This window comes from Variovorax paradoxus (genome assembly GCF_902712855.1).
Classification (GTDB): Bacteria; Pseudomonadota; Gammaproteobacteria; order Burkholderiales; family Burkholderiaceae_C; genus Variovorax; species Variovorax paradoxus_Q.
In genome coordinates, this window is sequence record NZ_LR743507.1 from 5503364 (window position 1) to 5524648 (window position 21285).

21 protein-coding genes and 1 tRNA gene are annotated in these 21285 nt (G+C 68.9%); 8 read left to right on the forward strand and 14 right to left on the reverse strand.

Translation table 11 applies throughout. The annotated features are described in order from the left end of the window. Window positions 1–6: 6 nt before the first annotated feature. Both AACL56_RS26070 and AACL56_RS26075 read right to left on the reverse strand, forming a co-directional pair. Window positions 7–1560 (reverse strand): MFS transporter, encoded by a 1554-nt coding sequence (locus AACL56_RS26070; protein ID WP_339092690.1) that lies wholly within the window; start codon window positions 1558–1560, stop codon window positions 7–9. Beyond that, entirely contained in the window at window positions 1557–2039 is a 483-nt protein-coding gene (locus AACL56_RS26075) for a MerR family transcriptional regulator (RefSeq protein WP_339092691.1), read from the reverse strand. The genes AACL56_RS26070 and AACL56_RS26075 overlap by 4 nt, the downstream gene beginning before the upstream one ends. An 88-nt stretch (window positions 2040–2127) precedes the next feature. On the opposite strand from AACL56_RS26075, the gene AACL56_RS26080 reads away from it, so the two are divergent. Further along, window positions 2128–3036: an NAD(P)-dependent oxidoreductase gene (locus tag AACL56_RS26080; protein ID WP_339092692.1), complete on the forward strand. Its 909-nt coding sequence runs from the start codon at window positions 2128–2130 to the stop codon at window positions 3034–3036. 433 nt (window positions 3037–3469) lie between these two features. Here the strand turns inward: AACL56_RS26080 and AACL56_RS26085 are convergent, their stop codons facing one another. The 3 genes from AACL56_RS26085 to AACL56_RS26095 form a co-directional block, all read right to left on the reverse strand. After that, window positions 3470–4285, reverse strand: coding sequence for a BON domain-containing protein (locus AACL56_RS26085; protein ID WP_339092693.1), 816 nt, complete (start codon window positions 4283–4285; stop codon window positions 3470–3472). Further along, window positions 4282–4926: an SIS domain-containing protein gene (locus AACL56_RS26090; protein WP_339092694.1), complete on the reverse strand. Its 645-nt coding sequence runs from the start codon at window positions 4924–4926 to the stop codon at window positions 4282–4284. Before AACL56_RS26090 ends, AACL56_RS26085 begins: the two co-directional genes overlap by 4 nt. Before the next feature lie 99 nt (window positions 4927–5025). Then, window positions 5026–5403 (reverse strand): YraN family protein, encoded by a 378-nt coding sequence (locus AACL56_RS26095; RefSeq protein ID WP_339092695.1) that lies wholly within the window; start codon window positions 5401–5403, stop codon window positions 5026–5028. A 46-nt stretch (window positions 5404–5449) separates the two neighbouring features. Here AACL56_RS26095 and rsmI point away from each other — a divergent pair, with 46 nt between their 5' ends. Next, entirely contained in the window at window positions 5450–6400 is a 951-nt protein-coding gene (gene rsmI, locus AACL56_RS26100) for a 16S rRNA (cytidine(1402)-2'-O)-methyltransferase (protein ID WP_339092696.1), read from the forward strand. Window positions 6401–6531: 131 nt separating this feature from the next. Here the strand turns inward: rsmI and AACL56_RS26105 are convergent, their stop codons facing one another. Both AACL56_RS26105 and AACL56_RS26110 read right to left on the reverse strand, forming a co-directional pair. Then, window positions 6532–7068, reverse strand: a complete 537-nt coding sequence (locus AACL56_RS26105; protein WP_339092697.1) for an RNA 2'-phosphotransferase — start codon at window positions 7066–7068, stop codon at window positions 6532–6534. Then, window positions 7065–7958 (reverse strand): LysR family transcriptional regulator, encoded by an 894-nt coding sequence (locus AACL56_RS26110; RefSeq protein ID WP_339092698.1) that lies wholly within the window; start codon window positions 7956–7958, stop codon window positions 7065–7067. The genes AACL56_RS26105 and AACL56_RS26110 overlap by 4 nt, the downstream gene beginning before the upstream one ends. A 105-nt stretch (window positions 7959–8063) precedes the next feature. Here AACL56_RS26110 and AACL56_RS26115 point away from each other — a divergent pair, with 105 nt between their 5' ends. After that, a complete protein-coding gene (locus AACL56_RS26115; protein ID WP_339092699.1) occupies window positions 8064–8579 on the forward strand; it encodes a hypothetical protein in 516 nt (171 codons plus the stop codon). Here AACL56_RS26115 and AACL56_RS26120 read toward each other — a convergent pair. Both AACL56_RS26120 and AACL56_RS26125 read right to left on the reverse strand, forming a co-directional pair. Next, the gene (locus tag AACL56_RS26120) at window positions 8576–9304 is read right to left on the reverse strand and encodes a glutathione S-transferase (protein ID WP_339092700.1); all 729 of its coding nucleotides are present in this window, start codon (window positions 9302–9304) and stop codon (window positions 8576–8578) included. The genes AACL56_RS26115 and AACL56_RS26120 overlap by 4 nt on opposite strands. Window positions 9305–9375: 71 nt before the next feature. After that, complete coding sequence (locus AACL56_RS26125; protein WP_339092701.1) at window positions 9376–10194, reverse strand: sulfite exporter TauE/SafE family protein; 819 nt, start codon at window positions 10192–10194, stop codon at window positions 9376–9378. Window positions 10195–10324: 130 nt separating this feature from the next. Here AACL56_RS26125 and AACL56_RS26130 point away from each other — a divergent pair, with 130 nt between their 5' ends. Continuing rightward, window positions 10325–11089 carry an AraC family transcriptional regulator gene (locus AACL56_RS26130; protein WP_339092702.1) on the forward strand — a complete coding sequence of 255 codons (765 nt, stop codon included), beginning with the start codon at window positions 10325–10327 and terminating at the stop codon, window positions 11087–11089. A gap of 488 nt (window positions 11090–11577) precedes the next feature. Here the strand turns inward: AACL56_RS26130 and AACL56_RS26135 are convergent, their stop codons facing one another. The 4 genes from AACL56_RS26135 to AACL56_RS26150 form a co-directional block, all read right to left on the reverse strand. Further along, the gene (locus AACL56_RS26135) at window positions 11578–11904 is read right to left on the reverse strand and encodes a hypothetical protein (RefSeq protein ID WP_339092703.1); all 327 of its coding nucleotides are present in this window, start codon (window positions 11902–11904) and stop codon (window positions 11578–11580) included. 315 nt (window positions 11905–12219) lie between these two features. Continuing rightward, entirely contained in the window at window positions 12220–12474 is a 255-nt protein-coding gene (locus tag AACL56_RS26140) for a hypothetical protein (protein WP_339092704.1), read from the reverse strand. 326 nt (window positions 12475–12800) lie between these two features. Continuing rightward, a tRNA-Arg gene (locus AACL56_RS26145) sits at window positions 12801–12875 on the reverse strand. A gap of 43 nt (window positions 12876–12918) precedes the next feature. Continuing rightward, window positions 12919–13593 carry a TetR family transcriptional regulator gene (locus AACL56_RS26150; RefSeq protein WP_339092705.1) on the reverse strand — a complete coding sequence of 225 codons (675 nt, stop codon included), beginning with the start codon at window positions 13591–13593 and terminating at the stop codon, window positions 12919–12921. Window positions 13594–13770: 177 nt separating this feature from the next. On the opposite strand from AACL56_RS26150, the gene AACL56_RS26155 reads away from it, so the two are divergent. The 4 genes from AACL56_RS26155 to AACL56_RS26170 all read left to right on the forward strand — a co-directional run bounded on the left by AACL56_RS26155 (window position 13771) and on the right by AACL56_RS26170 (window position 20585). Further along, window positions 13771–15063 (forward strand): efflux RND transporter periplasmic adaptor subunit, encoded by a 1293-nt coding sequence (locus AACL56_RS26155; protein WP_339092706.1) that lies wholly within the window; start codon window positions 13771–13773, stop codon window positions 15061–15063. A gap of 17 nt (window positions 15064–15080) precedes the next feature. After that, window positions 15081–18242: an efflux RND transporter permease subunit gene (locus AACL56_RS26160; protein WP_339092707.1), complete on the forward strand. Its 3162-nt coding sequence runs from the start codon at window positions 15081–15083 to the stop codon at window positions 18240–18242. Between the two features lie 160 nt (window positions 18243–18402). Further along, window positions 18403–19842: an efflux transporter outer membrane subunit gene (locus AACL56_RS26165; RefSeq protein ID WP_339092708.1), complete on the forward strand. Its 1440-nt coding sequence runs from the start codon at window positions 18403–18405 to the stop codon at window positions 19840–19842. Between the two features lie 113 nt (window positions 19843–19955). Next, window positions 19956–20585, forward strand: a complete 630-nt coding sequence (locus AACL56_RS26170; RefSeq protein WP_339092709.1) for a c-type cytochrome — start codon at window positions 19956–19958, stop codon at window positions 20583–20585. Window positions 20586–20664: 79 nt separating this feature from the next. On the opposite strand, the gene AACL56_RS26175 is transcribed toward AACL56_RS26170, so the two are convergent. Further along, complete coding sequence (locus AACL56_RS26175; protein WP_339092710.1) at window positions 20665–21225, reverse strand: DUF2946 family protein; 561 nt, start codon at window positions 21223–21225, stop codon at window positions 20665–20667. Between the last annotated feature and the right edge of the window lie 60 nt (window positions 21226–21285).

Below are 21285 nucleotides of genomic sequence, written 5' to 3' on the forward strand. Positions count from 1 at the left end.
CGGCGCTCAGTCGATCGTCTTCTGCCAGGCCGCGAACACGCCGGCCGCCAGCGCCAGCACCGCCATCGCGGTGAACCCGTCGAGCGAGGCCATGAAGGTGGCCTGCTGCTCGAGCGTGCGCCACAGCGTGCCCAGCGCCATCGCGTGCGCCTCGCCCGCCGCATGGCCCGCCGCGGCGAAGCCGCGGGTCAATGAGTCCAGCGCCTGCATGAAGCTCGCGTTCGCGGCGTTGGCCGACTCGCTCAGCCGCACCTCGTGCAGCGCCAGCCGGTGCTGCTGCAGGGCGATCACGGTGGAGGTCGCGAACGAGATCGCGAGCTGCCGGACGAGGTTCTTGAGCCGGTAGCCGTGCGCGAACTCATCGGCTGCGAAAGGCCTGAAGGTCAGGTTGGCCACCGGCAACACCACGAACAGCATCAGCAGCCCGCGCAGCAGCAACGGCCCGAGCAGGGCCTCGCGCCCCGCCTGCGGCGTGACGCGCGACAGCCACCACGCCGCCAGCGCGGCGATGCCGAAGCCTGTGACGATGAGCCACTTCTTGCGCGCCAGGCGTGCCGAATACTTCAGGTACACGAACACCAGCAGCCCCGTGGCGAGCGAGACCACGCCAATGAAGTAGCCGGTGCTGCCCACCGTGAACCCGAGCCCGCCTTCCATCAGCCGCGGCAGCAGGTAGCTGAAGCCCGTCGACAGGTAGTAGTAGACGACGTAGAGCGCCAGCCCGACGCGAAAGGGCGCGCTGCGCAGCGCATGCAGCCGCACCAGCGGCGCCGGGTGCCGCCACTGCTGCCAGCCGAACCACGCGAGCCCGCCCACGCCGGCCAGCGTCAGGCCGATGAGCGCGGGCGAGCCGGTGAAGAGCTCGAAGTGCGAACGCGTGAGCACCACCTGCAGCGCGGCCTGCGCCAGTGCGAACACCAAGTAGGCGAGGTAGTGCGGCTCGGTGCGCTCGTGCGGCTCCACGTCGCCGATGTCGGGCAGCGTCCACAGCACCAGCAGGCCGATCATCACGGCCACCGGCGCGGTGCTAGCGAACAGCCAGCGCCAGTCGAAATCGGTGACCAGGAAAGCGCCCGCGATGGGGGCGAGCGCGCCGCCGAACACGATCAGCACCATGAAGGCCTTCAATGCCTTGGCGCGCCGCGCCAGCGGAATGCCGATCTGGATCAGGATGCGGCAGGCGCCCAGCATCGGGCCGACGAAGTAGCCCTGCATCGCGCGCGCGGCCGTCAGTTGCATCGAGCTGTCGCACAGCGCAGCAGCGATACCGCCCGCCGCGAAGGCGAACATGCAGATGGCCAGGTAGCGCCGGTAGCCCAGCCGCTCGATCCACGCATGCTGGTGCAGGATGCCGAGCACCGCGCCCAGCGCGTAGGCGCTGGAGGCCCACACCAGTTCGTCGGGCGAGGCGTTGACGCCGCCGGCAATGTAGCTCGCGAAGAAGGCGAACAGCGCATTGTCGAAATAGTCGATGGCCGTGACGAGGCCGATCGCCCAGGGCAGCACCGCCGCCGCGGCATGGCTGCCGCGCGAGGGCCACGCCAGGGCCGGCGTGTTCATGGTGCCGGCCGCTCCTTGCGGCGCTGCTCCAGCGCTTCTTCCACCGGCTCGCCGGCGAGGCGCCGCTCCACATAGTCGAGGTCGCGTCGCAGCTGCACCTGCAATGCGGCGGCCTCCTTGAGTTCGCGCCGCACCTGCGCCACCCGCGCATCGAGCGTGCCGAGCTGCTCGGTCAGCGTTTCGCGCAGGGCCTTGAGCGAGGCGTTCGACAGCCGCGGGCGGCCTCCGTCGGCCGGCAGCTCCGCCGGCTGTTGCAGCATGGCCGTGATGACCGGCAGCGAGAATCCCAGCGAGCGCATGCGCAGCACGCGCGCCAGCCGGTCGAGATCGGCCTGCTCGTACAGCCGGTAGCCGCCCTCGCTGCGCACCGGCACCACGACGCCCAGCTCCTCGTAGTACTTGAGCGTGCGCGGCGTGACGCCGAGGCGGGCCGCGGCGTCGCGCACGGTGATGGTTCTTGCGGTGTTCGAGGCGGTCATGTCGGTTCCAGTCTAGCCAAACCTGTACGTTCACGTACAGGTTGACGCCTATCGCACCTGTCGCGGAATGGCTTTAAGCTGTCGCCCCATGAGCAGCATCAACACCCGCACCTACGAATCCGTCCCGGCGCAGCCCGTGGCTTTCCTCGGCCTCGGCGTCATGGGCGGCCCCATGGCCGGCCACATGGCCAAGGCCGGCCACACCGTCACGGTCTACAACCGCACGCCCGCGAAGGCACAGGACTGGGTCGCCGAGTTCGGCGCACCCGGGCGCCACGCCCCGACGCCGCGCGAGGCCGCGGCCGGCGCCGACATCGTGTTCTGCTGCGTCGGCAACGACGACGACCTGCGCTCCGTGGTGCTGGGCGACGACGGCGCCTTCGCCGGCATGAAGAAGGGCGCGGCCTTCGTCGACCACACCACCGCGTCGGCGGACGTGGCGCGCGAGCTGTCGAAGGCGGCGCAGGCGCTGGGCCTGCACTTCATCGACGCACCGGTGTCCGGTGGCCAGGCCGGCGCGCAGAACGGCGCTCTCACCGTGATGTGCGGCGGCGACGCGGCCGTGTTCGAGCGCATCAAGCCGGTGGCCATGGCGTTCTCGCGCGCAGTGACGCTGCTGGGCGACAGCGGCGCGGGCCAGTTGGCAAAGATGGTCAACCAGATCGCCATCGCGGGCCTGGTGCAGGGGCTGTCGGAAGCCGTGGCCTTCGGCCAGCGCGCCGGCCTCGACATGGAAGCGGTGCTCGGCGTCATCAGCAAGGGCGCCGCCCAGAGCTGGCAGATGGAAAACCGCGGCAAGACCATGATCGAGGGCAAGTTCGAGTTCGGCTTCGCGGTCGACTGGATGCGCAAGGACCTCGGCCTCGTGCTCGACGAAGCCAAGCGCAACGGCGCGCGCGTGCCGGTGACGGCGCTGGTCGACCAGTTCTATGCCGACGTGCAGCAGGCCGGCGGCAGGCGCTGGGACACCTCCAGTCTCATTACCCGATTGAAATAGGCTCGCCCCCAGGATTCGCGCACTTCGTGTCGCTACTCCTTCCCCCTACCGGGGGCAACACCTAAGGCCCGGCGAAGCCGGTTCCTTGGTGTTCTGGCTCGGCCCCAGGATGCGCGCACTTCGTGTCGCTTCTTCTCCCCCCTGCCGTTGGCAACACCGGAGGCCCGGCAAAGCCGGTTCCTCGGTGTTTCTGGACTCGCCCCCAGGCTTCGCGCACTTCATGTCGCTTCTCCTTCCCCCTACCGGGGGCAACACCGGAGGCCCGGCGAAGCCGGTTCCTTGGTGTTTCTGGCTCGGCCCCAGGCTTCGCGCACTTCGTGTCGCTTCGCCTTCCCCTGCCGGGGGCAACACCTAAGGCCGGGTAGAGCGCTTCCGCGATGTTGAACGAAAAAAAAGCCCGCGACTGCGGGCTTTCTTGATGGGGCGTCGGGGGTCAGCGAACGGGCGAGGTGGTCACGCCCGACGAGGGCTGCGTCGAGGTGGACCCCGGCGCGGGCAGTGGCTCCATCGGGGGCAGCGGCACGCGCGACGATGAAGAAGGCGAAGGCTGCGACGGGGAGGCGGAGGTCACGGGCGCCGGGCCCTGGCCGCCGCGCTGCGCGGCCGCCTGGTTGGCGGCCTGGGTGGCGGCGAGGTCGGCTTCGGACACGATCTCGACCACACGCACGACCTTCACCACGCCCGACACGCCGCGCGTGATCTCGGTCGCGCGGTCGGTCTCGCGCCGCGTGGCGATGCCCATGATGTAGACCACGCCGCGCTCGGTCACGACCTTGAAGGAGTTGGCGAAGATGTCCTTCGCGTCGAGCAGCGAGGCCTTGATCTTGCCGGTGATGTAGAGGTCGTTCGAACGGTCCTGGAAGGTGCTCGACGAGCCCACGGTCAGTTCGTTGACCACCGAGCGCACGTTGACGATGCGGCTCACCTCGTCCTCGACGCGGCGGCGGTCGGCGTCGCTGCCCACGGCACCGGTCAGCAGCACCTGGCGGTTGTAGCTGGTGACGCTCACGTACATGTTGTCGTTGGCGATGTCGCGCACGCGGGCTGCGGCACGCAGCTCGATGCCCTGGTCGTCCAGCTGTGCGCCGGAGCTGCGGCGGTCGGTCGCGACCATGCCCACGCCGACCACGGCCGCGCCGCCGACGACGAGCGGCACGCAGGCAGAGAGGCCGGTGACCAGCGCGGCACCCAGCGTGAGTGCGATGGCGAAACGTTGGGTCGATGTCTTCGTCATGGTCGTCATGGTCATGGGGAAACTTCCTGTTCTCCGAGTAGCTGGGCATCCACGCCGTCGCACAGGCAATGCAGTGCGAGCTGGTGGATTTCATGGATGCGCGCCGCACGCTCGTGCGGCACGCTGATCTGGACGTCGGTCTCGCGCAGCGCGCGGCCGATGGCGCCGCCGGTGCCGCTGCTTCCCGCAACGCTCGCACCGGCCGGGCCGGAAACGGCATTGCCCAGCAGCGCGACGACCGTCATGTCGCGTTCGTGCGCGGCGGTCACCGCGGCCAGCACCGCGGCCGACTGGCCGCTGGCGCTCAGTGCCAGCAGCACGTCGCCAGCCTGGCCCAGTGCGCGCACCTGGCGGGCGAAGCGGTCGGCATCGCCGGCGTTGCTGCTGTCGGCATCCGGGTCGGTGCTGTCTCCGGGCAGCGCGATGGCACCGAGCTCGGGCCGTTCGCGTTCGAAGCGGCCCACGAACTGCGCGGCGAACTGCGCCGCCAACAGGCCCGACACGCCGGCGCCGCAGGCAAGCACCTTGCCGCCGCTGGTCACGCAGGCAAGGATGGCCTGCATCGCTTGGGAGATGGGTTTGCTGAGGACCGGTCCGGTCTGGTATTTGAGGTCGGCACTGTCGATGAAGTGCTGCTGAATCCGTTGCTCGAGCATGAGGCGGGATGATAACTGGGGGTTGTGAAACAAGACGTGTGAGTTGTGGAGCCTCGCGAGAGGCTTCAGTTCCCTTGCACGGGCGCCGAGGAGGCGTTGTCAGTCCGCGTCGAACGCAGCCTGCATCCAGGTGATTTTCTCCTCGACCAGCACGACGTCGAAGCGGCATGGCGGCACGGTGCGCAACTGGCCGAGGTAGTGCCGCGCCGCGAACACGATGCGCCGGCGCTTCGCCGCGGTGATGCTGCCTCCCGCGCCGCCGTGCAGGCCGGTGCTGCGCTGGCGCACCTCGACGAACACGAGCGTGCCGCCGCCCGCACCCCGGGGATCGCGCATGATCAGGTCGATCTCGCCGCCGCCGCGCCCCGGCGTCCGATAATTGCGCGCCAGCGGCACGAGGCCGGCGTCCTGCAGATGCGCGAGCGCGGCATCTTCCGCCGCATCGCCGCGGCCCTTCGTGGTGGTGGTGGTCTTCATGGCTCCCTGCCTGCAATCTTTTAGTTCGTTCTGTCGGAGAAACCTCTTGGCTTCACTCGCCCCTGCCTCCTTCGGCGCCGCCCTCGCGGCAGCGCACGACGCTGCGGGTGCGCAGCATTATCCGCAGGGCACCCTCTACATCGTGGCCACGCCGATCGGCAACCTGGCGGACATCACGCTGCGTGCGCTGCATGTGTTGCAGCTGGTCGACGCCATCGCCTGCGAGGACACGCGCCACACGCAGAGCCTGCTGCGCGCCTACGGCATCGACCGTCCCGGCGCTCGCCTGCTGGCGGTGCACCAGCACAACGAGGCCGAGGCCGCGCAGGGCGTGGTGGCGCGGCTCGCGCAGGGCGAGCGCATCGCCTACGTCAGCGATGCGGGCACGCCCGGCGTGAGCGACCCCGGCGCGCGGCTGGCCGCCGCAGTGCGTGCCGCCGGCCAGCGCGTGCTGCCGCTGCCGGGCGCCAGCGCCGTGACCACCTTGGTCGGTGCAGCCGGCCTGGTGGCCGACGGTGGCGACGGCAACGCGAGCAGCGCCTTCGTCTTCGCAGGCTTCCTGCCAAGCAAGGCCGGCGAGCGCGACACCGCCGTGCAAGCGCTGTCGCAGGAGCCGCGCGCCGTGGTGCTGCTCGAGGCACCGCACCGCATCGAGCAGCTGGCGCGCGCACTGGCCGTCCTCGGCGACCGTGCCGTCACCGTGGGCCGCGAGCTCACCAAGCAGTTCGAGGAGATCGCCACCGTGGCCGCGAGCGCCCTGCCCGACTGGCTCGGTGCCGACCGCGACCGCACGCGCGGCGAATTCGCGCTGGTGCTGCATCCGGTCGCCGTGAGCGGCGACGGCGGCGCGGAGGGCGAGCGCGTGCTGCGCCTGCTGCTGGCCGAGTTGCCTGTGAAGACGGCCGTGAAGCTGGCCGCCGAGATCAGCGGTGCGCCGCGCAACACGCTGTACGACACCGCGCTGCGCATCCGCAACGGCACCGAGGAAGAAAGCTAGGGCCTGTCCACCCTGTTGCCGGCGTCGCGAAGGCCTGTCACGGCGGGCCGGTCAAGGCACGCGACGCTGCAGGTGCCCGTGCCCGTGCCCGTGCAAGGAGCGCAACACCGAACGGCCTGCCGTGTCAGGCCCTAGCCCGACAGGAACTCGGGCGGCACGGCGTCGGTCAGCCACACGCCGTTCTCCGCGCGATGGAATGCGTGGCCCCGCGCATGCATGCGGGCCGCGTCGACGCTGAGCACATGCGCCTTGCCATGGCGCCGTCCCACCTGGACCGCAGTGGCTTCGTCGGCGGACAGGTGCACGTGCTGGCGCGAGCCCGGCTTCAGCCCCTGTGCGCGGATCGCATCGAGAAAGCGCGTTGCCGTGCCGTGAAAGAGCACGGCGGGCGGCGCCACGGCTTCGAAGCTGCGACTGACCTGCGGCGTCGAATGCCCCTGCAGCGCGCGAATGCGCTGCCCGTCGGCCGACAGCTCATAGCGCTTCTTGGTTCCCGCATCGACCGCACGAAGCACGTCGGTCCGCGACAGGTCGCGCCCCGCGGCCAGCGCGCCCGCCACCAGCGCGTCGATGGCGGCCCATCCCTCTGCGTCGAGCTGCAGCCCGATGGATTCCGGCGCATGCCGCAGCACGTAGGCGATGAATTTGCTCGCGTCTTCGGGTGTCATGCGGTCTTCCAGTGGTCGGCGTGCGCCAGCAGTTCGTCCCACAGGCGCTGCACGTGCACGCTCCGTGGCCGGTCGTGGGCGTGGAACAGGTGGTATTCGAGCGGCGGGTAGCCCTGCAGCGGCACCGCCACCAGCCCCTTGGGAATGCGGCAGCAGGCATTGACCACCGCGAGGCCGAAACCCAGCTGGGCGAAGCGCAGCATCAGCTCCCAGCCGTTGGCCTCGAGCGAAGGCTGCCAAGGCACCGACTCGGCCTGCAGCAGCCTGCCGAGCATTTCGCGGTGCGGCCGGCCCACCGGGGGCACGATCAGCTGCGCGTCCCTCAGGTCGCGAAGCCTAACGTGCTTGCGCGATGCCAGCGCATGCGCGCGCGGCATCACCAGCACCTGCCCCACCACCGTGAGGCGCACCGCATGCAGGTCGGCCGGCACCGTTCCCAGCGGTGCGATGCCCAGTTGCGCCTGCCCTGCACGCACGGCCTGGATGGCCTCGTCGCGGTTGCGCGTGAGCAGCTGCAGGTGCGGCGATGCGCCCGGTCCCGAGAATTTCGACAGCGCCTTGCCCAGCAGGTAGAGGTAGGCGCCCTCGCCGGCGGCCAGCGTGGCGACCGGCTTGTCCTGCCCGTCGGCAAGCCCCTTCACGAAACGCTGGTTGAGCAGCAGCAGTTCGCGCGCATGCCGCGCCACCTGCTCGCCCGCGCTCGTGAGTTCGAGGGCGCTGCCCACGCGCACATACAGCCTGGCGTCGAGCTGCTCCGACAGCTTGCGCACCTTGGCATGCAGCGCGGGCTGGCTGATGTGCAGCAGCCGCGCCGACTCGCTGAAGTTCAGCGTGTCGGCGAACACGGCGAACGACTGCAAGGCATCGAGGTTGGTGCGTGGAATTTCCATCTATCCATTTTATGGATAGCACATTCAATATCAGTAGTTCCCGTGGATTGCCTTCGTTCCTACGATTGCGCTGCATCAACACACAAGAAAGAAGAGGAACGAGAAATGAAAAAAGAAAAGGCATCCATTCCACGCCTCGGCATCGACATCGGCCGCGTGCTCATCGCGGCCGAAGGCGCCGACGGTGCGGACACCGCCTTCATCGGCGGATCGCTGCAGGACGCGCTGGACACCCCGCCCTACGAAGGCATGTTCGACGCCGTGGCACCGCTGGTCGAACGGTTCGAAGGCCGCGTCTGGCTGGTGTCGAAGTGCGGCCCGAGCGTGCAGGCCAAGAGCCGCGCCTGGCTGCGGCACCACGCCTTCTTCGAGCGCACAGGCATGGCGCCCGACAACCTGCGCTTCTGCCTGCAGCGTCCGCAGAAGGCGGACCATTGCCGCCAGCTGCACATCACGCACTTCATCGACGACCGCACCGACGTGCTGCGCCATCTCGAAGGCATCGTGCCGCACCGGTACCTGTTCGGCCCGCAGCGAAAGCCGGTGACGGTCGAGGGCCTGGTGCTGCTGCCTGCGTGGAAGGACGCAGCCGCGCTGGTCGACCGGCGCGTCGGGGCCTAGCCGTCGAGTTCGGCGTAGCGCCTGAAGATGCCGTCCTCGTTGAACGCGATGCGGCGCGGACTCTGCAGGTACTCGTGCACGCGCTGACGACGCCTGACGTTGGCGTGCAGCTTCTCGACCGCCGGCGTGGCGGCCAGCGCCCTCGCCGTGGCCTTCGGAAAGGCGTAGTGCAGCCCGTCGATCAACTGGAACAGCGAGAGGTCCGCGTAGGTGAGCGTGTCGCCCACCAGGTGCAGGTCGCCCGCGGGGTTGCGCTGCAGGACCCGCTCGAACCAGTTCAGGAACTTCGGGATGCGCTCGTCGCGAAAGCCTTTCGCGCGCTGCGCGGCCGCCTCGCGCTGGTCTTCGTAGTAGGCGCCGGTCGAGATCGGATGGTGCGTGTCGTGCGCCTCGGCCACCACGTCGGCAATGGTCAGCTGCAGCTGGTGCGTCCACAGCCCGTCCGACTCGCCCACGCCCGCCAGCCCGAGCCGCGGCCCCAGGTACAGCAGGATCGCGGCGGTCTGCCCGACGACGATGTCGCCGTCCACCAGGAACGGCGGCGCAAAGGCCGGACGCGCGTTGTGCGGATCGTCGAGCAGCTCGCCGAGCGCGGACCCGCCGCCGCCCTTCGATTCCGGCAGGCGCGCCACGTCGACATAGTCGGCACCGGCCGCCTCGAGTGCGAGCCGCACGAATTCGCCGCGGCCCTGGATGGTGGGCCAGTAGTGGAGTTGGTAAGGCATGCGGCCATGGTGTCAGGCCCGTCACGGCGCCGCAACGGGTGCGGCCGAAGTGTCGAACTTCGCCTACGCGCTCAGCGCAGCGCCATGCCGGCCAGCACCAGCACGAGCAGCGCGATGTAGCCCCAGGCATGCACCCGGTCCGGCATGCGGCCGATCAGCGGCGCGGCGGCGCGCACGCCGGCCAGCGAGCCGGCGACCAGCGCGGCGAACGCCGGCACGTCGACATAGCCGATGTGCCAGCCCTCGAGCGCCGCGCCCGAGCGCCACGCCAGCGCCATGTAGGTGGCGGTGCCCGCCAGCGCGATGGGCAGCGACAGCGGATTGGCCATGGCGGTGGCGCGCGTCATGACGATGCCGCGGCGCCGCATCAGCGGCACGGTCATCACGCTGCCGCCCACGCCGAGGAAAGCCGCGACCAGCCCGATGACGAAGCTGCCCGCGGTGGCCACCGGCCTCGACAGCGGACGCACCACGGCCGCCGCGTCGTGCGTCATGAAGCCCGGCCGGAACACGCAATCGAGAATCGTCAGGCCCAGGTAGGCGATGAAGGCCCAGCGCACGAGTTCGCCGTCGGCGGCCACGGCCAGCGCCGCACCCGCCGCCGCACCGATGCCGATGACGCCCAGCAGCGGACGGATCAGCGTCCAGTCGATCGTGCCGGCGCGCTGGTGGCGCCGCGTGGCGAGCAGCGCGCTCACGATCATCACGCAGGTGGAGGTGGCCACGGCGATATGCATGGCGGAGCGGCCGACGGCGCTGTCGGCGCCGTGCGCGAGGATGAGCGCGCGGTAGAGCAACGGCACCACGACGAAGCCGCCGCCGAAGCCGAACAGCACGGTGGTGACGCCCGCGAGGCCGCCGAAGGCCACGAGCACGAGATAGATCGACACGAAGAAGCTCCTGCAAGGTTGAAGTCGGGAAAGGCAAGGCCTTGAAGATAGGCGTCCATCGGCTGGCGCGCTTGCGCATGTTCGACAATGATGTTTTCATTCCGGCCACGCCATTCGCTGCCCGCTTCCGATGCGCAACATCTCCATCGACACCGTCGACGCCATCGACCGCCCGGTGCTGGCCATCGGCACCGACTACCCGCCGGGCCACCTGCTGCACACGCACAGCCACCGCCGCGCGCAGTTCCTGTACGGCGCCACGGGCGTGATGGAGGTCGGCTCCGACGACGGCGCATGGGTCGTGCCGCCGCAGCGCGGCGTATGGATACCGGCCGGCAAGCCGCACCGCGTGCGCATGCTCGGCGTGAGCACGCGCAGCCTCTACATCGAGCCGCGCGCCGTGCCGCGCCAGGGCGACCAGTGCCAGGTGCTGAACGTGTCGCCGCTGCTGCGCCAGTTGCTGATGGAGGCCGTCGACCTGCCGCCCGAGTACGACCGGCAGAGCCGCGACGGCGTGCTGATGCGCCTCGTGCTGCACGAACTGTCGCGTGCCGAGGTGCTGCCACTGCATGTGCCGCTGCCGCGCGACGCCGCGCTGGCCATGCTGTGCGTGGACTTCCTGCGCCAGCCCGACGTGCACGCGGCGCCGGCCGCGTGGGCCGCGCGCCTGAACGTGAGCGAGCGCACCTTCAACCGGCGTTTCGGCTTGGAGACCGGCATGTCCTTCGGCAAATGGCGCCAGCGCGCGTGCGTGCTGGTGGCGCTGTCGCGGCTCGCCGCGGGCGAACCGGTGACCGCGGTGGCGCTCGACATGGGCTACGACAGCCCCGGTGCGTTCTCGACGATGTTCCGCAAGACGCTGGGGCGGCCGCCCTCGCACTTCGGCATGTTGTGACCGCGCCGGCCGGGCCACGCTGACGAACGCCATGTCGGCGCGAGGCGCGCGGGTCCCGACACCGTCCATCGGTCGCCCGAGCCAGGACTCGTCGGGCCACGAATCGGCGAAGGTCCATGGCGCATACAGGCCGGACGACACCACCGAGACCACTTCCACCGGCCCGTGTGCGCCGCGCAGGAAGAGGCTCGCCACGCTCGACATGTGGCGGTCGCCCGACAGCACCACCACATGCCGCGCCGTGGTGTCGCGCAGCAGTTCGAGCAGCGCGACCGAAGGCGCGGTCATGGCCGCCAACCTCGCCCTGTTCCGCGCTGCTCGTCGTGCCGCCCTACTTCGAGCGCGAGCGCATGCCCGCGAGCTTCGCGGTGAGCGAGGCGCCGGAGCTTGGCGGGCTGCAGTGGAGCTTCCTGCGCGGCGGGCAGCGCCGGGTGCTGCACCAGGAGCCCGAGTCGACCTGGGCGCAGCGGCTGCGCTGGTCGCTGCTGTCACTGGTGGTCGACGAGGACCTGCTGCGAGGGCTGGCGCGCGGCGTGGTGCAGGGACGCGATCGTTGTGCCGGCCGCGTCGATGCAGCGCCGCAGTTCCTCGTTGAGCAGGCCCATCAGCGCGCCAAGCTCGGAGCGCGTCGGATGCATGTGCTCCGTGTCGTTCACGCGCTGCGGAAGAATCAGTTTCTCGAGGCACGCGTACGCGCCGTGCGCGTTGCGGATGGATTCGATGTCGTCGTCTGCCTGCAGGACAAGGGACTCGATCGATTCGAGGAATTCGGAAGAAGCGGGAGCGGGCGCGGATGCGCGTGAGGAATCAGCCATGGATGGCCTCCAAGAGGTGCGGTTTGCTGAAACCGCCGCATCCGAGACCAATCGAAGGCGGCAGCTCGACGGGTTGGTCTACCGGGCACCTCTTGCGAGAACCGGCCGGGCTTGCGCCCGCCCGTCGAGCCGCCAAAAAATGGAGGCACGAACGACGAAGCCGCAGACCCTGCGGGGAACTGCGGCTTGCGTCGCAGAGATGCTTCGGGAGACCAATCCCGGTCACGCTTTCGTGTGACGCGCGCAGTATATCGACGGCGCGCAACGGGCCTTGCCGGACGGCAGGCCGAGGCTCGAGCGAAGTCCGGCCCGGCCTCAGCGGTTCGTCAGGAGCGCGGCTGCCGTCGCCTGCAGGACGAGCGCGCGATCGGGCTCGTCGACCACGTCGGGCGAGTCGAGCAGGTTGGCCAGAAGCCGGTCGAACTGGCGACGAACCTTTTCCTGGGCCGGATGCGCCATGTAGAGAGCGTGCAGCATCGAGCAGATGCCGGAGATCTGCGTGTCCAGTACATCGATGTGGCCGAGGCGCCCGGCAGCCTCGGCAGCCAATAGTTGATCTTCGTGCGTCATTGTTCTTCGACCGTCCTTTGACGGTGCTCTCAGGGTTGGCGCCCTTGTGGAGCGCAAGCGCTTCGAAACCGAAGCCGAACCCTTTTTACGCAAAACCAATACCAATGGATTACATTCAGGAAGGCGTTTTTTGAGATTTGTGACTTTGTTCACGCTCAAAAGGCGTTGCCTGCCGGGCAAGACCAGATGCCCGTGGCGGCGATATCGCATTGCGGCGATGTCCGACGATTGCGGGGCGATCGACCCAGGCCCCATGCGTCGTGTACCGAGCGGACATGAAAAAATCCGGAAGAGCCTTCGCTCTACCGGATTCATCCATGTGTGTCTGGTCCCGCCGCCAGGAATCGAACCTGGATCTCAGCCTTCGGAGGGCCGAATTCTATCCGTTGAAATACAGCGAGGTTGGGGGTTCCGGCGCGCGCCGGAGCCCGTGATTATGGCCTATCAGGCGGCCAGTGTTTCGGGCTCGCCCGCAACAGGGGCGCCGGGCTGCGGACGAACGAAGCCGAGCCCCGCGAGATACACCCTGAAGGTGCGCCGTCCCGTGGGCACGAGCTCGAAGGCCTCGGGGTCGAGCAGCCAGTTCTGTATGAGGCCGCTGATGAGCGCGTGAAGCCCCTGTGCCGCCACGTAGCCGGGCACGGGCAGCTTGATGTGGCCGCGCCGCGCGGCCAGCCGCAAAGCTTTCTCGAAATCGACCACGCAGGCGTTGCGCGCATCGAGGTGGCGCTGCTGCACCGAGGCCATGTCGTGGGTGTATTCGACCTTGTGGGTCGCCACGTCGAACACGCGGCGCACCTGCGGATCGGTGGCCATGAGGTTGAGCGCGTGGACCATGCCGTCCTCGATCTCGGCCAGCGGGTCGTCGGTACCGACGGCCACGGCGGCAGCGCGGGGGCCGGCTTCGAGCGGCAGGATGACGCGCTCCATCATCGCGTTGAAGAGGTCGGCCTTGTCCTTGAAATGCCAGTAGATGGCGCCGCGCGTCGCGCCGGCCTGCTGCGCGATCTGCTGCAGCGTGGTCTGCGAGACACCTTGCGCCTGAAACAGCAACTCCGCGGCATCGAGCAGGCGATTCCGCGTAGCCAGTGCTTCTTCCTTCGTACGACGTGCCACCAAGTCTCCTGATTTGTAAAGCCAACGCCCTTTACGTATCGTGGGGCCATTGCGCGGTGTCACTATACATCCATGAATGTATGTAAACTACCCGGCTTTCCCGATGGCCCGCCTGTCTGTGCTGGTTTGCGGTTCGCCCCGTGAACGCGCCATCTCCCGTCTTCGCTTCAAAGGAATCGCATGCCTCTCCTGCATGTCTCGCGTCAATCGTCCTTTTCGCCGCGTCTCGCGACCGTGGCCGCCGTCGTCCTGCTGGTCCTCGCGGGGTGCGGCAAGAGTGACGCGCCTGCCGCCCAGGGCGGCGGCGGTGGCGCCCGTCCCGCCCCCGAGGTGGGCGTGGTGGTGGCCGCGCCGACCGACGTCGGACTGGTCACAGAACTGCCCGGCCGCCTCGAGGCCTCGCGCGTCGCACAGGTTCGCGCCCGTGCCGCGGGCATCCTGCTCAAGCGCGAATTCCGCGAAGGCAGCGACGTGAAGGCCGGCCAGCTGCTGTTCCGCATCGATCCCGCACCGCTGGTGGCCGCCTCGCAGAACGCGCAGGCCACGCTGGCGCGCGCCGAAGCCAACGCCGTGCAGGCCAAGGCCCTGGCCGATCGCTACAAGCCGCTGGTGGAAGCCAACGCAGTGAGCAAGCAGGAATACGCCACCGCCGTGGCGTCGCAGAAGACGGCCGAGGCCGACGTGGCCGCCGGCCGCGCTGCCGTGCAGACCGCCAAGATCAACCTCGGCTATGCCGACGTGACCTCGCCCATCTCGGGCCGTATCGGCCGTGCGCTGGTGACCGAAGGCGCGCTGGTGGGCCAGGGCGACGCGACGGAGCTGGCGGTGGTGCAGCAGATCAACCCCGTGTACGTGAATTTCACTCAGTCGGCCACCGACGTGCTGAAGCTGCGCCGCGCCGTGGCCGATGGCCAGTACAAGCGCGCCGGCGGCGGCGAGGCCGCCAGCATCCGCGTGGTGCTCGAGGACGGCACCGACTATCCGCTGGAAGGCAAGCTGCTGTTCTCCGACCTCACGGTCGACTCGACCACCGGCCAGGTGACGCTGCGCGCCGAAGTGCCCAACCCGAAGGGCGAGCTGCTGCCGGGCCTCTACGTTCGCGTGAAGCTCGAACAGGCCCAGGCCACCAACGCGATCGTGGTGCCGCAGCAGGCCGTGACGCGCACGCAGCAGGGCGACACCGTCTCGGTGGTGGGCGCCGACGGCAAGATCAGCCAGCGCAACGTGAAGATCAGCGCCGCCAAGGACAACCAGTGGGTGGTGCTCGACGGCCTGAAGGCCGGCGAACAGGTGATGGTCGACGGCTTCCAGAAGCTGCAGATGATGCCGCCCGGCACGCCGGTGAAGGCGGTGCCCTGGAAGAAGCCGGACCCGAACGCAGCAGCCGCGCCCGCGGCGGCCGCATCGGCTCCGGCAGCGGCAGCGGCTCCCGCAGCCGGTGGCCAGGCTTCGGCCCCGGCCGAGAAGAAGTAAGTTAGGAGCGAGCCCGCATGGCCAAATTCTTTATCGACCGCCCGATCTTTGCCTGGGTGATCGCGCTGTTCATCCTGGTGATGGGCAGTGTGGCAATCACCCAGCTGCCGATCTCGCAGTACCCGCCGGTGGCTCCGCCGGCCATCGTGATCAACGCCGCGTACCCCGGCGCCTCGGCGCAGACGCTCGAGGACAGCGTGCTGTCCGTGATCGAACGCGAAATGAACGGCTCGCCGGGCCTGATCTACATGGAATCGGTGGCCCAGGCCGACGGCACCGGCACCATCACGATCAGCTTCGAGCAGGGCACCGACCCCGACCTCGCGCAGGTGGACGTGCAGAACCGGCTGTCGCGCGCGACGCCGCGCCTGCCGGCCGTGGTGACGCAGCAGGGCGTGCGCGTGGACAAGTCGCGCAACAACTTCCTGCTGTTCACGATCCTTTCGTCCGACAACCCCGCATACGACCCGGTGGCGCTGGGCGACTACGCCTCGCGCAACATCGTCCCCGAGCTGCAGCGCATTCCCGGCGTTGGCCAGGCGCAGCTGTTCGGCACCGAGAACGCGATGCGCATCTGGATCGACCCGGCCAAGCTGCAGGGCTACAACCTGTCGGCCAACGACGTGAACAACGCCATCAAGGCGCAGAACGCGCAAGTGGCATCGGGCACCATCGGCGACCTGCCGAACGTGCCCGGCCAGGCCATTGCCGCCACGGTGGTGGTGAACGGCCAGCTCGCCAACGTCGACCAGTTCAAGGAAATCGTGCTGCGCGCCAACACCGACGGCTCGACCGTGCGGCTGAAGGACGTGGCCCGCATCGAACTGGGCGGCCAGGCCTATGCCACCTCGGCACGCCTGAACGGCGCGCCGGCGGTGGGCATCGGCGTCCAGCAGACGCCTTCGGGCAACGCGCTGCAGACGGCCAAGGCCGTGCGCGCCAAGATGGACGAGCTCTCCAGGTACTTCCCGCAGGGCGTGAAGTGGGCGATTCCGTACGACAGCTCGCGCTTCGTGAGCATCTCGATCACCGAAGTGGTCAAGACGCTGCTGGAAGCCGTGGCGCTGGTGTTCGTGGTGATGTTCATCTTCCTGCAGAACTGGCGCTACACGATCATCCCGACGATCGTGGTGCCGGTGGCGCTGCTGGGCACCTTCGCCACGCTGCTGGCGCTTGGCTTCTCGATCAACGTGCTGACCATGTTCGGCATGGTGCTGGTGATCGGCATCGTGGTGGACGATGCGATCGTGGTGGTGGAGAACGTCGAGCGCATCATGAGCGAAGAGGGGCTGTCGCCGCTCGAAGCCACGCGCAAGGCCATGAAGCAGATCTCGGGCGCCATCATCGGCGTGACCGTGGTGCTGATCTCGGTGTTCGTGCCGCTGGCGTTCTTCGCCGGCTCGACCGGCAACATCTACCGCCAGTTCTCGGCGGTGATGGTCGCGTCGATCGCGTTCTCGGCGTTCATGGCGCTGTCGCTCACGCCCGCGCTGTGCGCCACGCTGCTCAAGCCGGTGGAAGCCGGCCACCACCACGAGAAGCGCGGCTTCTTCGGCTGGTTCAACCGGGTGTTCACGCGCACGGCCAAGGGCTATGAAAGCGTGGTCTCGCGCCTGCTGCGCCGTGCCGCGCGCTACCTGATCATCTATGCGGCGATCATCGGCGCGGTCGTGGTGGCCTACCTGCGCCTGCCGAGCTCGTTCCTGCCGCAGGAAGACCAGGGCAACATCATCGTGAACGTGCAGCTGCCGCCGGGCGCCACGCAGGAGCGTGCGCTGTCGGTCATGCAGCAGGTCGAGGGCTTCATCCTGAAGCAGCCCGAAGTGCAGAGCATGGTGGGCGTGATGGGCTTCAGCTTCTCGGGCCAGGGCCAGAACGCGGGCCTCGCCTTCGTGACGCTGAAGGACTGGGACGAACGCAAGGACCCGGCCCACTCCGCCAGCGCGCTGGCCGGCCGTGCCTTCGGTGCGCTCTCGGGCATCCGCGACGCCTTCATCTACCCGCTGAGCCCGCCGCCCATTCCCGAACTGGGCAACGCGACCGGCTTCAGCTTCCGCCTGCAGGACCGCGCCGGCGCGGGCCACGAGGCACTGGTGAACGCACGCAACCAGCTGCTGGGCATGGCCGGGCAGAGCAAGATCCTGGCGCAGGTCCGCCCCGACGGCCTGGAAGATGCGCCGCAGCTGCAGATCGACATCGACCGCGACAAGGCCAACGCACTGGGCGTGACCTTCGACTCGATCAACTCGACGCTGTCGACGGCGCTGGGCTCCAGCTACGTGAACGACTTCCCGAACCGCGGCCGCCTGCAGCGCGTGGTGGTGCAGGCCGACGCACCGGCCCGCATGCAGCCGGACGACCTGCTGAAGCTGAACGCAGCCAACAGCCAGGGCCAGCCGGTGCCGCTCGCGGCATTCGCGACCACCCGCTGGGTGAAGGGCGCGACGCAGACGGTGCGCTACAACGGCTACCCGGCGATCCGCATCAGCGGCGACGCGGCCCCCGGCTACAGCACGGGCGCCGCCATGGCCGAGATGGAAAAGCTCGCCGCGCAGCTGCCGCAAGGCTTCGGCTTCGAATGGACGGGCCAGTCGCGCGAAGAAAAGCTCGCGGGTTCGCAGTCGATCATTCTTTACGGCTTCGCGATCCTGGCGGTGTTCCTGTGCCTGGCCGCGCTGTACGAGAGCTGGACGATTCCGCTCGCGGTGATCCTGGTGGTGCCGCTCGGCGTCATCGGCGTGCTGCTGGCGACCATGCTGCGTTCGTATTCGAACGACGTGTACTTCCAGGTGGGCCTGATCACCATCATCGGCCTGTCCGCGAAGAACGCGATTCTGATCATCGAGTTCGCGAAGGACCTGCAGGCCCAGGGCAAGGGCGTCGTCGAGGCGGCGCTCACCGCGGCCCACCTGCGGTTCCGTCCGATCGTGATGACGTCGCTGGCGTTCGGCCTCGGCGTGCTGCCGCTGTTCCTCGCATCCGGCGCAGGTTCGGCCAGCCAGCGCGCCATCGGCACGGGCGTGATCGGCGGCATGGTCACGGGCACTGCCCTGGCGGTGTTCTTCGTGCCGATCTTCTTCGTGGTGGTGCGCACGCTGTTCAAGGGCAGTGCACGACAGCGCGAGGCCGACAAGCGGCATGCCGAAGCCGCCGGCGTCGCGGAGGAACCCCAACAATGACCGAACCCGGGCACACCCCCAGGCTTCGCGCACTGCGTGTCGCTGCGCCCAGCCCCTTGCAGGGGGCAACACCAGCGGCCCGGCAGAGCCGGTTCCGCGGTGTTTCCCGAACAGGCCGTGCTGTGCTTGCAGCGCGAACGGCCATGGAGTCGCTATGACAATGACGAAATTGATTCCCACCGCCCTGGCAGCAGCCCTGCTGCTGGCCGGCTGCTCGCTGATCCCGACCTACGAGCGTCCCGCCGCGCCGGTGCCGACCACCTACCCGGGCGACCCGGCACAGCCGGCCGGCCAGGCCGCGGCCAACCTGCCCTGGCAGGACTTCTTCACCGATGCGCGCCTGGCAGGCCTGATCCAGACCTCGCTGGCCAACAACCGCGACCTGCGGGTGTCGGTGCTCAACATCGAGCAGGCGCGCGCGCAGTTCCAGATCGAGCGCTCGGCGCTGTTCCCGGCGCTGGGCCTCACGGGCACCGGCTCGCGCTCGAGTCCCAACGCCTACCAGGCGATCGACCCGAGCCAGGGCAGCGTGGCGTCGCAGTACAGCGTCAACTTCGGCTTCACCGCCTGGGAGATCGACTTCTTCGGCCGCATCCGCGCGCTGAAGGACCAGGCCCTGGCGCAGTACCTGGCCACCGACGAGACCCGCAAGGCGGTGCAGATCAGCCTCGTCGCCTCGGTCGCCAACGGCTGGCTTACGCTGCTGGCCGACGACGAGCTGCTCGAGATCACGCGCCAGACGCTGAACACGCGCGAAGAGTCGGTGCGCCTGACGAAGCTGCGCTTCGACAACGGCGTGTCGTCCGAGCTCGACTTCCAGGCCGCGAACTCGCTGCTGGAAACCGCGCGTGCTTCGTATGCGCAGCAGCTGCGCGTGCGCCAGCAGGACGAGAACGCGCTGGCGCTGCTGCTCGGTGCGCCGGTGCCGGCCGAAGCAACCGCCGGCGGCACCAAGGGACTGGACGGCATCACGCCGATGCCCGACGTGCCCGCCGGACTGCCTTCTGACCTGCTGGCTGAACGCCCCGACATCCGCTCCGCGGAGCAGCAGCTGATCGCGGCCAACGCCAACATCGGCGCGGCGCGCGCGAACTTCTTCCCGCGCGTGTCGCTCACCAGCAGCATCGGCACCGCGAGTTCCGAGTTCTCGGGCCTGTTCGACCGCGGCTCCAAGGCCTGGTCGTTCGCGCCCACGGTGACGCTGCCGATCTTCGACGCGGGCCGTAACATCGCCACGCTCGACTCGGCCAAGGCCGGGCGCGAGATCGCGGTAGCGCAGTACGAGAAGTCGATCCAGACCGCGTTCCGCGAGGTGGCCGATGCGCTCGCGGGCCGCGCCACGCTGGGCGAACAGGTGCGCGCGCAGCGTGCGCAGGCCGAGGCCGAGTCGGTGCGCTTCAAGCTCTCCGACCTGCGCTACCGCAACGGCATCGCGAGTGCGCTCGACCTGCTCGACGCGCAGCGTTCGCTCTTCACTGCGCAGCAGTCTGCCGTGACCACGCGGCTGCTGCAGCTGCAGAACCAGGTCACGCTCTACAAGACGCTGGGCGGCGGCTGGGCCACGCGCGACAGCGCCGTCAGCGCCGCCAGCAAGGGCTGACGCAAACGCGTCCTCTAAGGGTGCTCCCTTGCCCCTCCGGGCAAGGGGTCTCTCTATAATCGCCGGTTGGTTAGGAAACGCCCCCCGACGAGCCCCCGATATTGAGGACGCCAATGAGCGCAGACCCGCATTACCAGGCCACAGAAGAAGCCCACACCGGGCCGATCAAGAACCCGAAGCAACTGCTGCTCGCGGTGTTTTTTTCCTTCATCGCACCGATCCTGATCATCGTGGGTCTCGTGTCCTACGTGGTCTCGGGCAACAAGCCCGCCGGTACCGCAGAGGGCGACAACATGGCGCTCTACGGCGTGACGAAGGAAGCGCGGGACCGCGAAGTGGCCGAGCGACTCAAGAAGATCGGCGCCATCGAGATCCGCGACGCCAACCGCCCGCTGGCCACCGGCGAGGCCGTGTTCAAGGCCCAGTGCGCCACCTGCCACGGCGCGCCCGGCATCCCCGGCGCACCGCACTTCCAGGACGCAGCCGCCTGGGGTCCTCGCATCGGCCAGGGCTACCCGACACTGCTCGAACACGCCCTGAAGGGCAAGGGTGCGATGCCCGCACAGGGCGGTGGCGACTTCGAAGACCTCGAGATCGGCCGTGCGGTGGTCTACATGGCCAATGCCGGCGGCGCCAAGTTCCCGGTGCCCGACCGTCCCGCCGCCGCGGCACCTGCGGAAGGCGCCTCGGGCGCAGCGCCGGCGGAAGGCGCGGCCTCCGAGGCCAGCGCTGCTGCCAAGTAAGCGTTTTCCCTAGTCCCACGAAAAAGCCGGCCCAGCGCCGGCTTTTTTCATGGGCGTCGCCCACGCAGGATGGACAGGTTCAGGGTTTCGAAGATGCCGCAGCCGCTTCGGCATGGCGTTGCGCCGGGCTCAGGACATGCCCGAAGCGGCGCGGCAGCTCGTCGGCCAGCACGGCTTCGGGCGTCCAGAGCCCGCGCTCGACCGCTTCGGCCGCAATGCCCACGTCCTGCGTGTGCACGAGGCCCAGGCCGATCGGCGAGTCCAGGTAGAGCCGGCCTTCCGCGTCGAGCAGGCAAGCCGACACCTCGACCGGCTGGCCCGTGTGCGAGGTCACTGTGAAGCCGTCGCCCTCCTCGGCCACGCGCCAGACCAGCGGCGCGGCCTCGAGCTCCACGTACACGCGCTGCGGCCCGTTCTGGAAGAACCATTGGCCCTCGTCGTCGTGCTCGTAGTTGCGGTGGATGAATTCGATCAGCTTGTCGTGCCGCAGCATCGAGCCCTTGGCCGTGCGGAACGGTCCCTGCGCCTGGGTGCGGTCGTCGCGCATGTACCAGTTGCCGCGTGCATCGAGGCCGAGCCAGCCGTAGCAGTGCGGCACGTTGGGCCATTTGGCCAATGCTTGTCTGACGATGTCGTCCATGGCTGCATTTTGCTCCCCCCCAGGCTCCGTGCACTTCGTGTCACTTCGCCGGCACCCCGC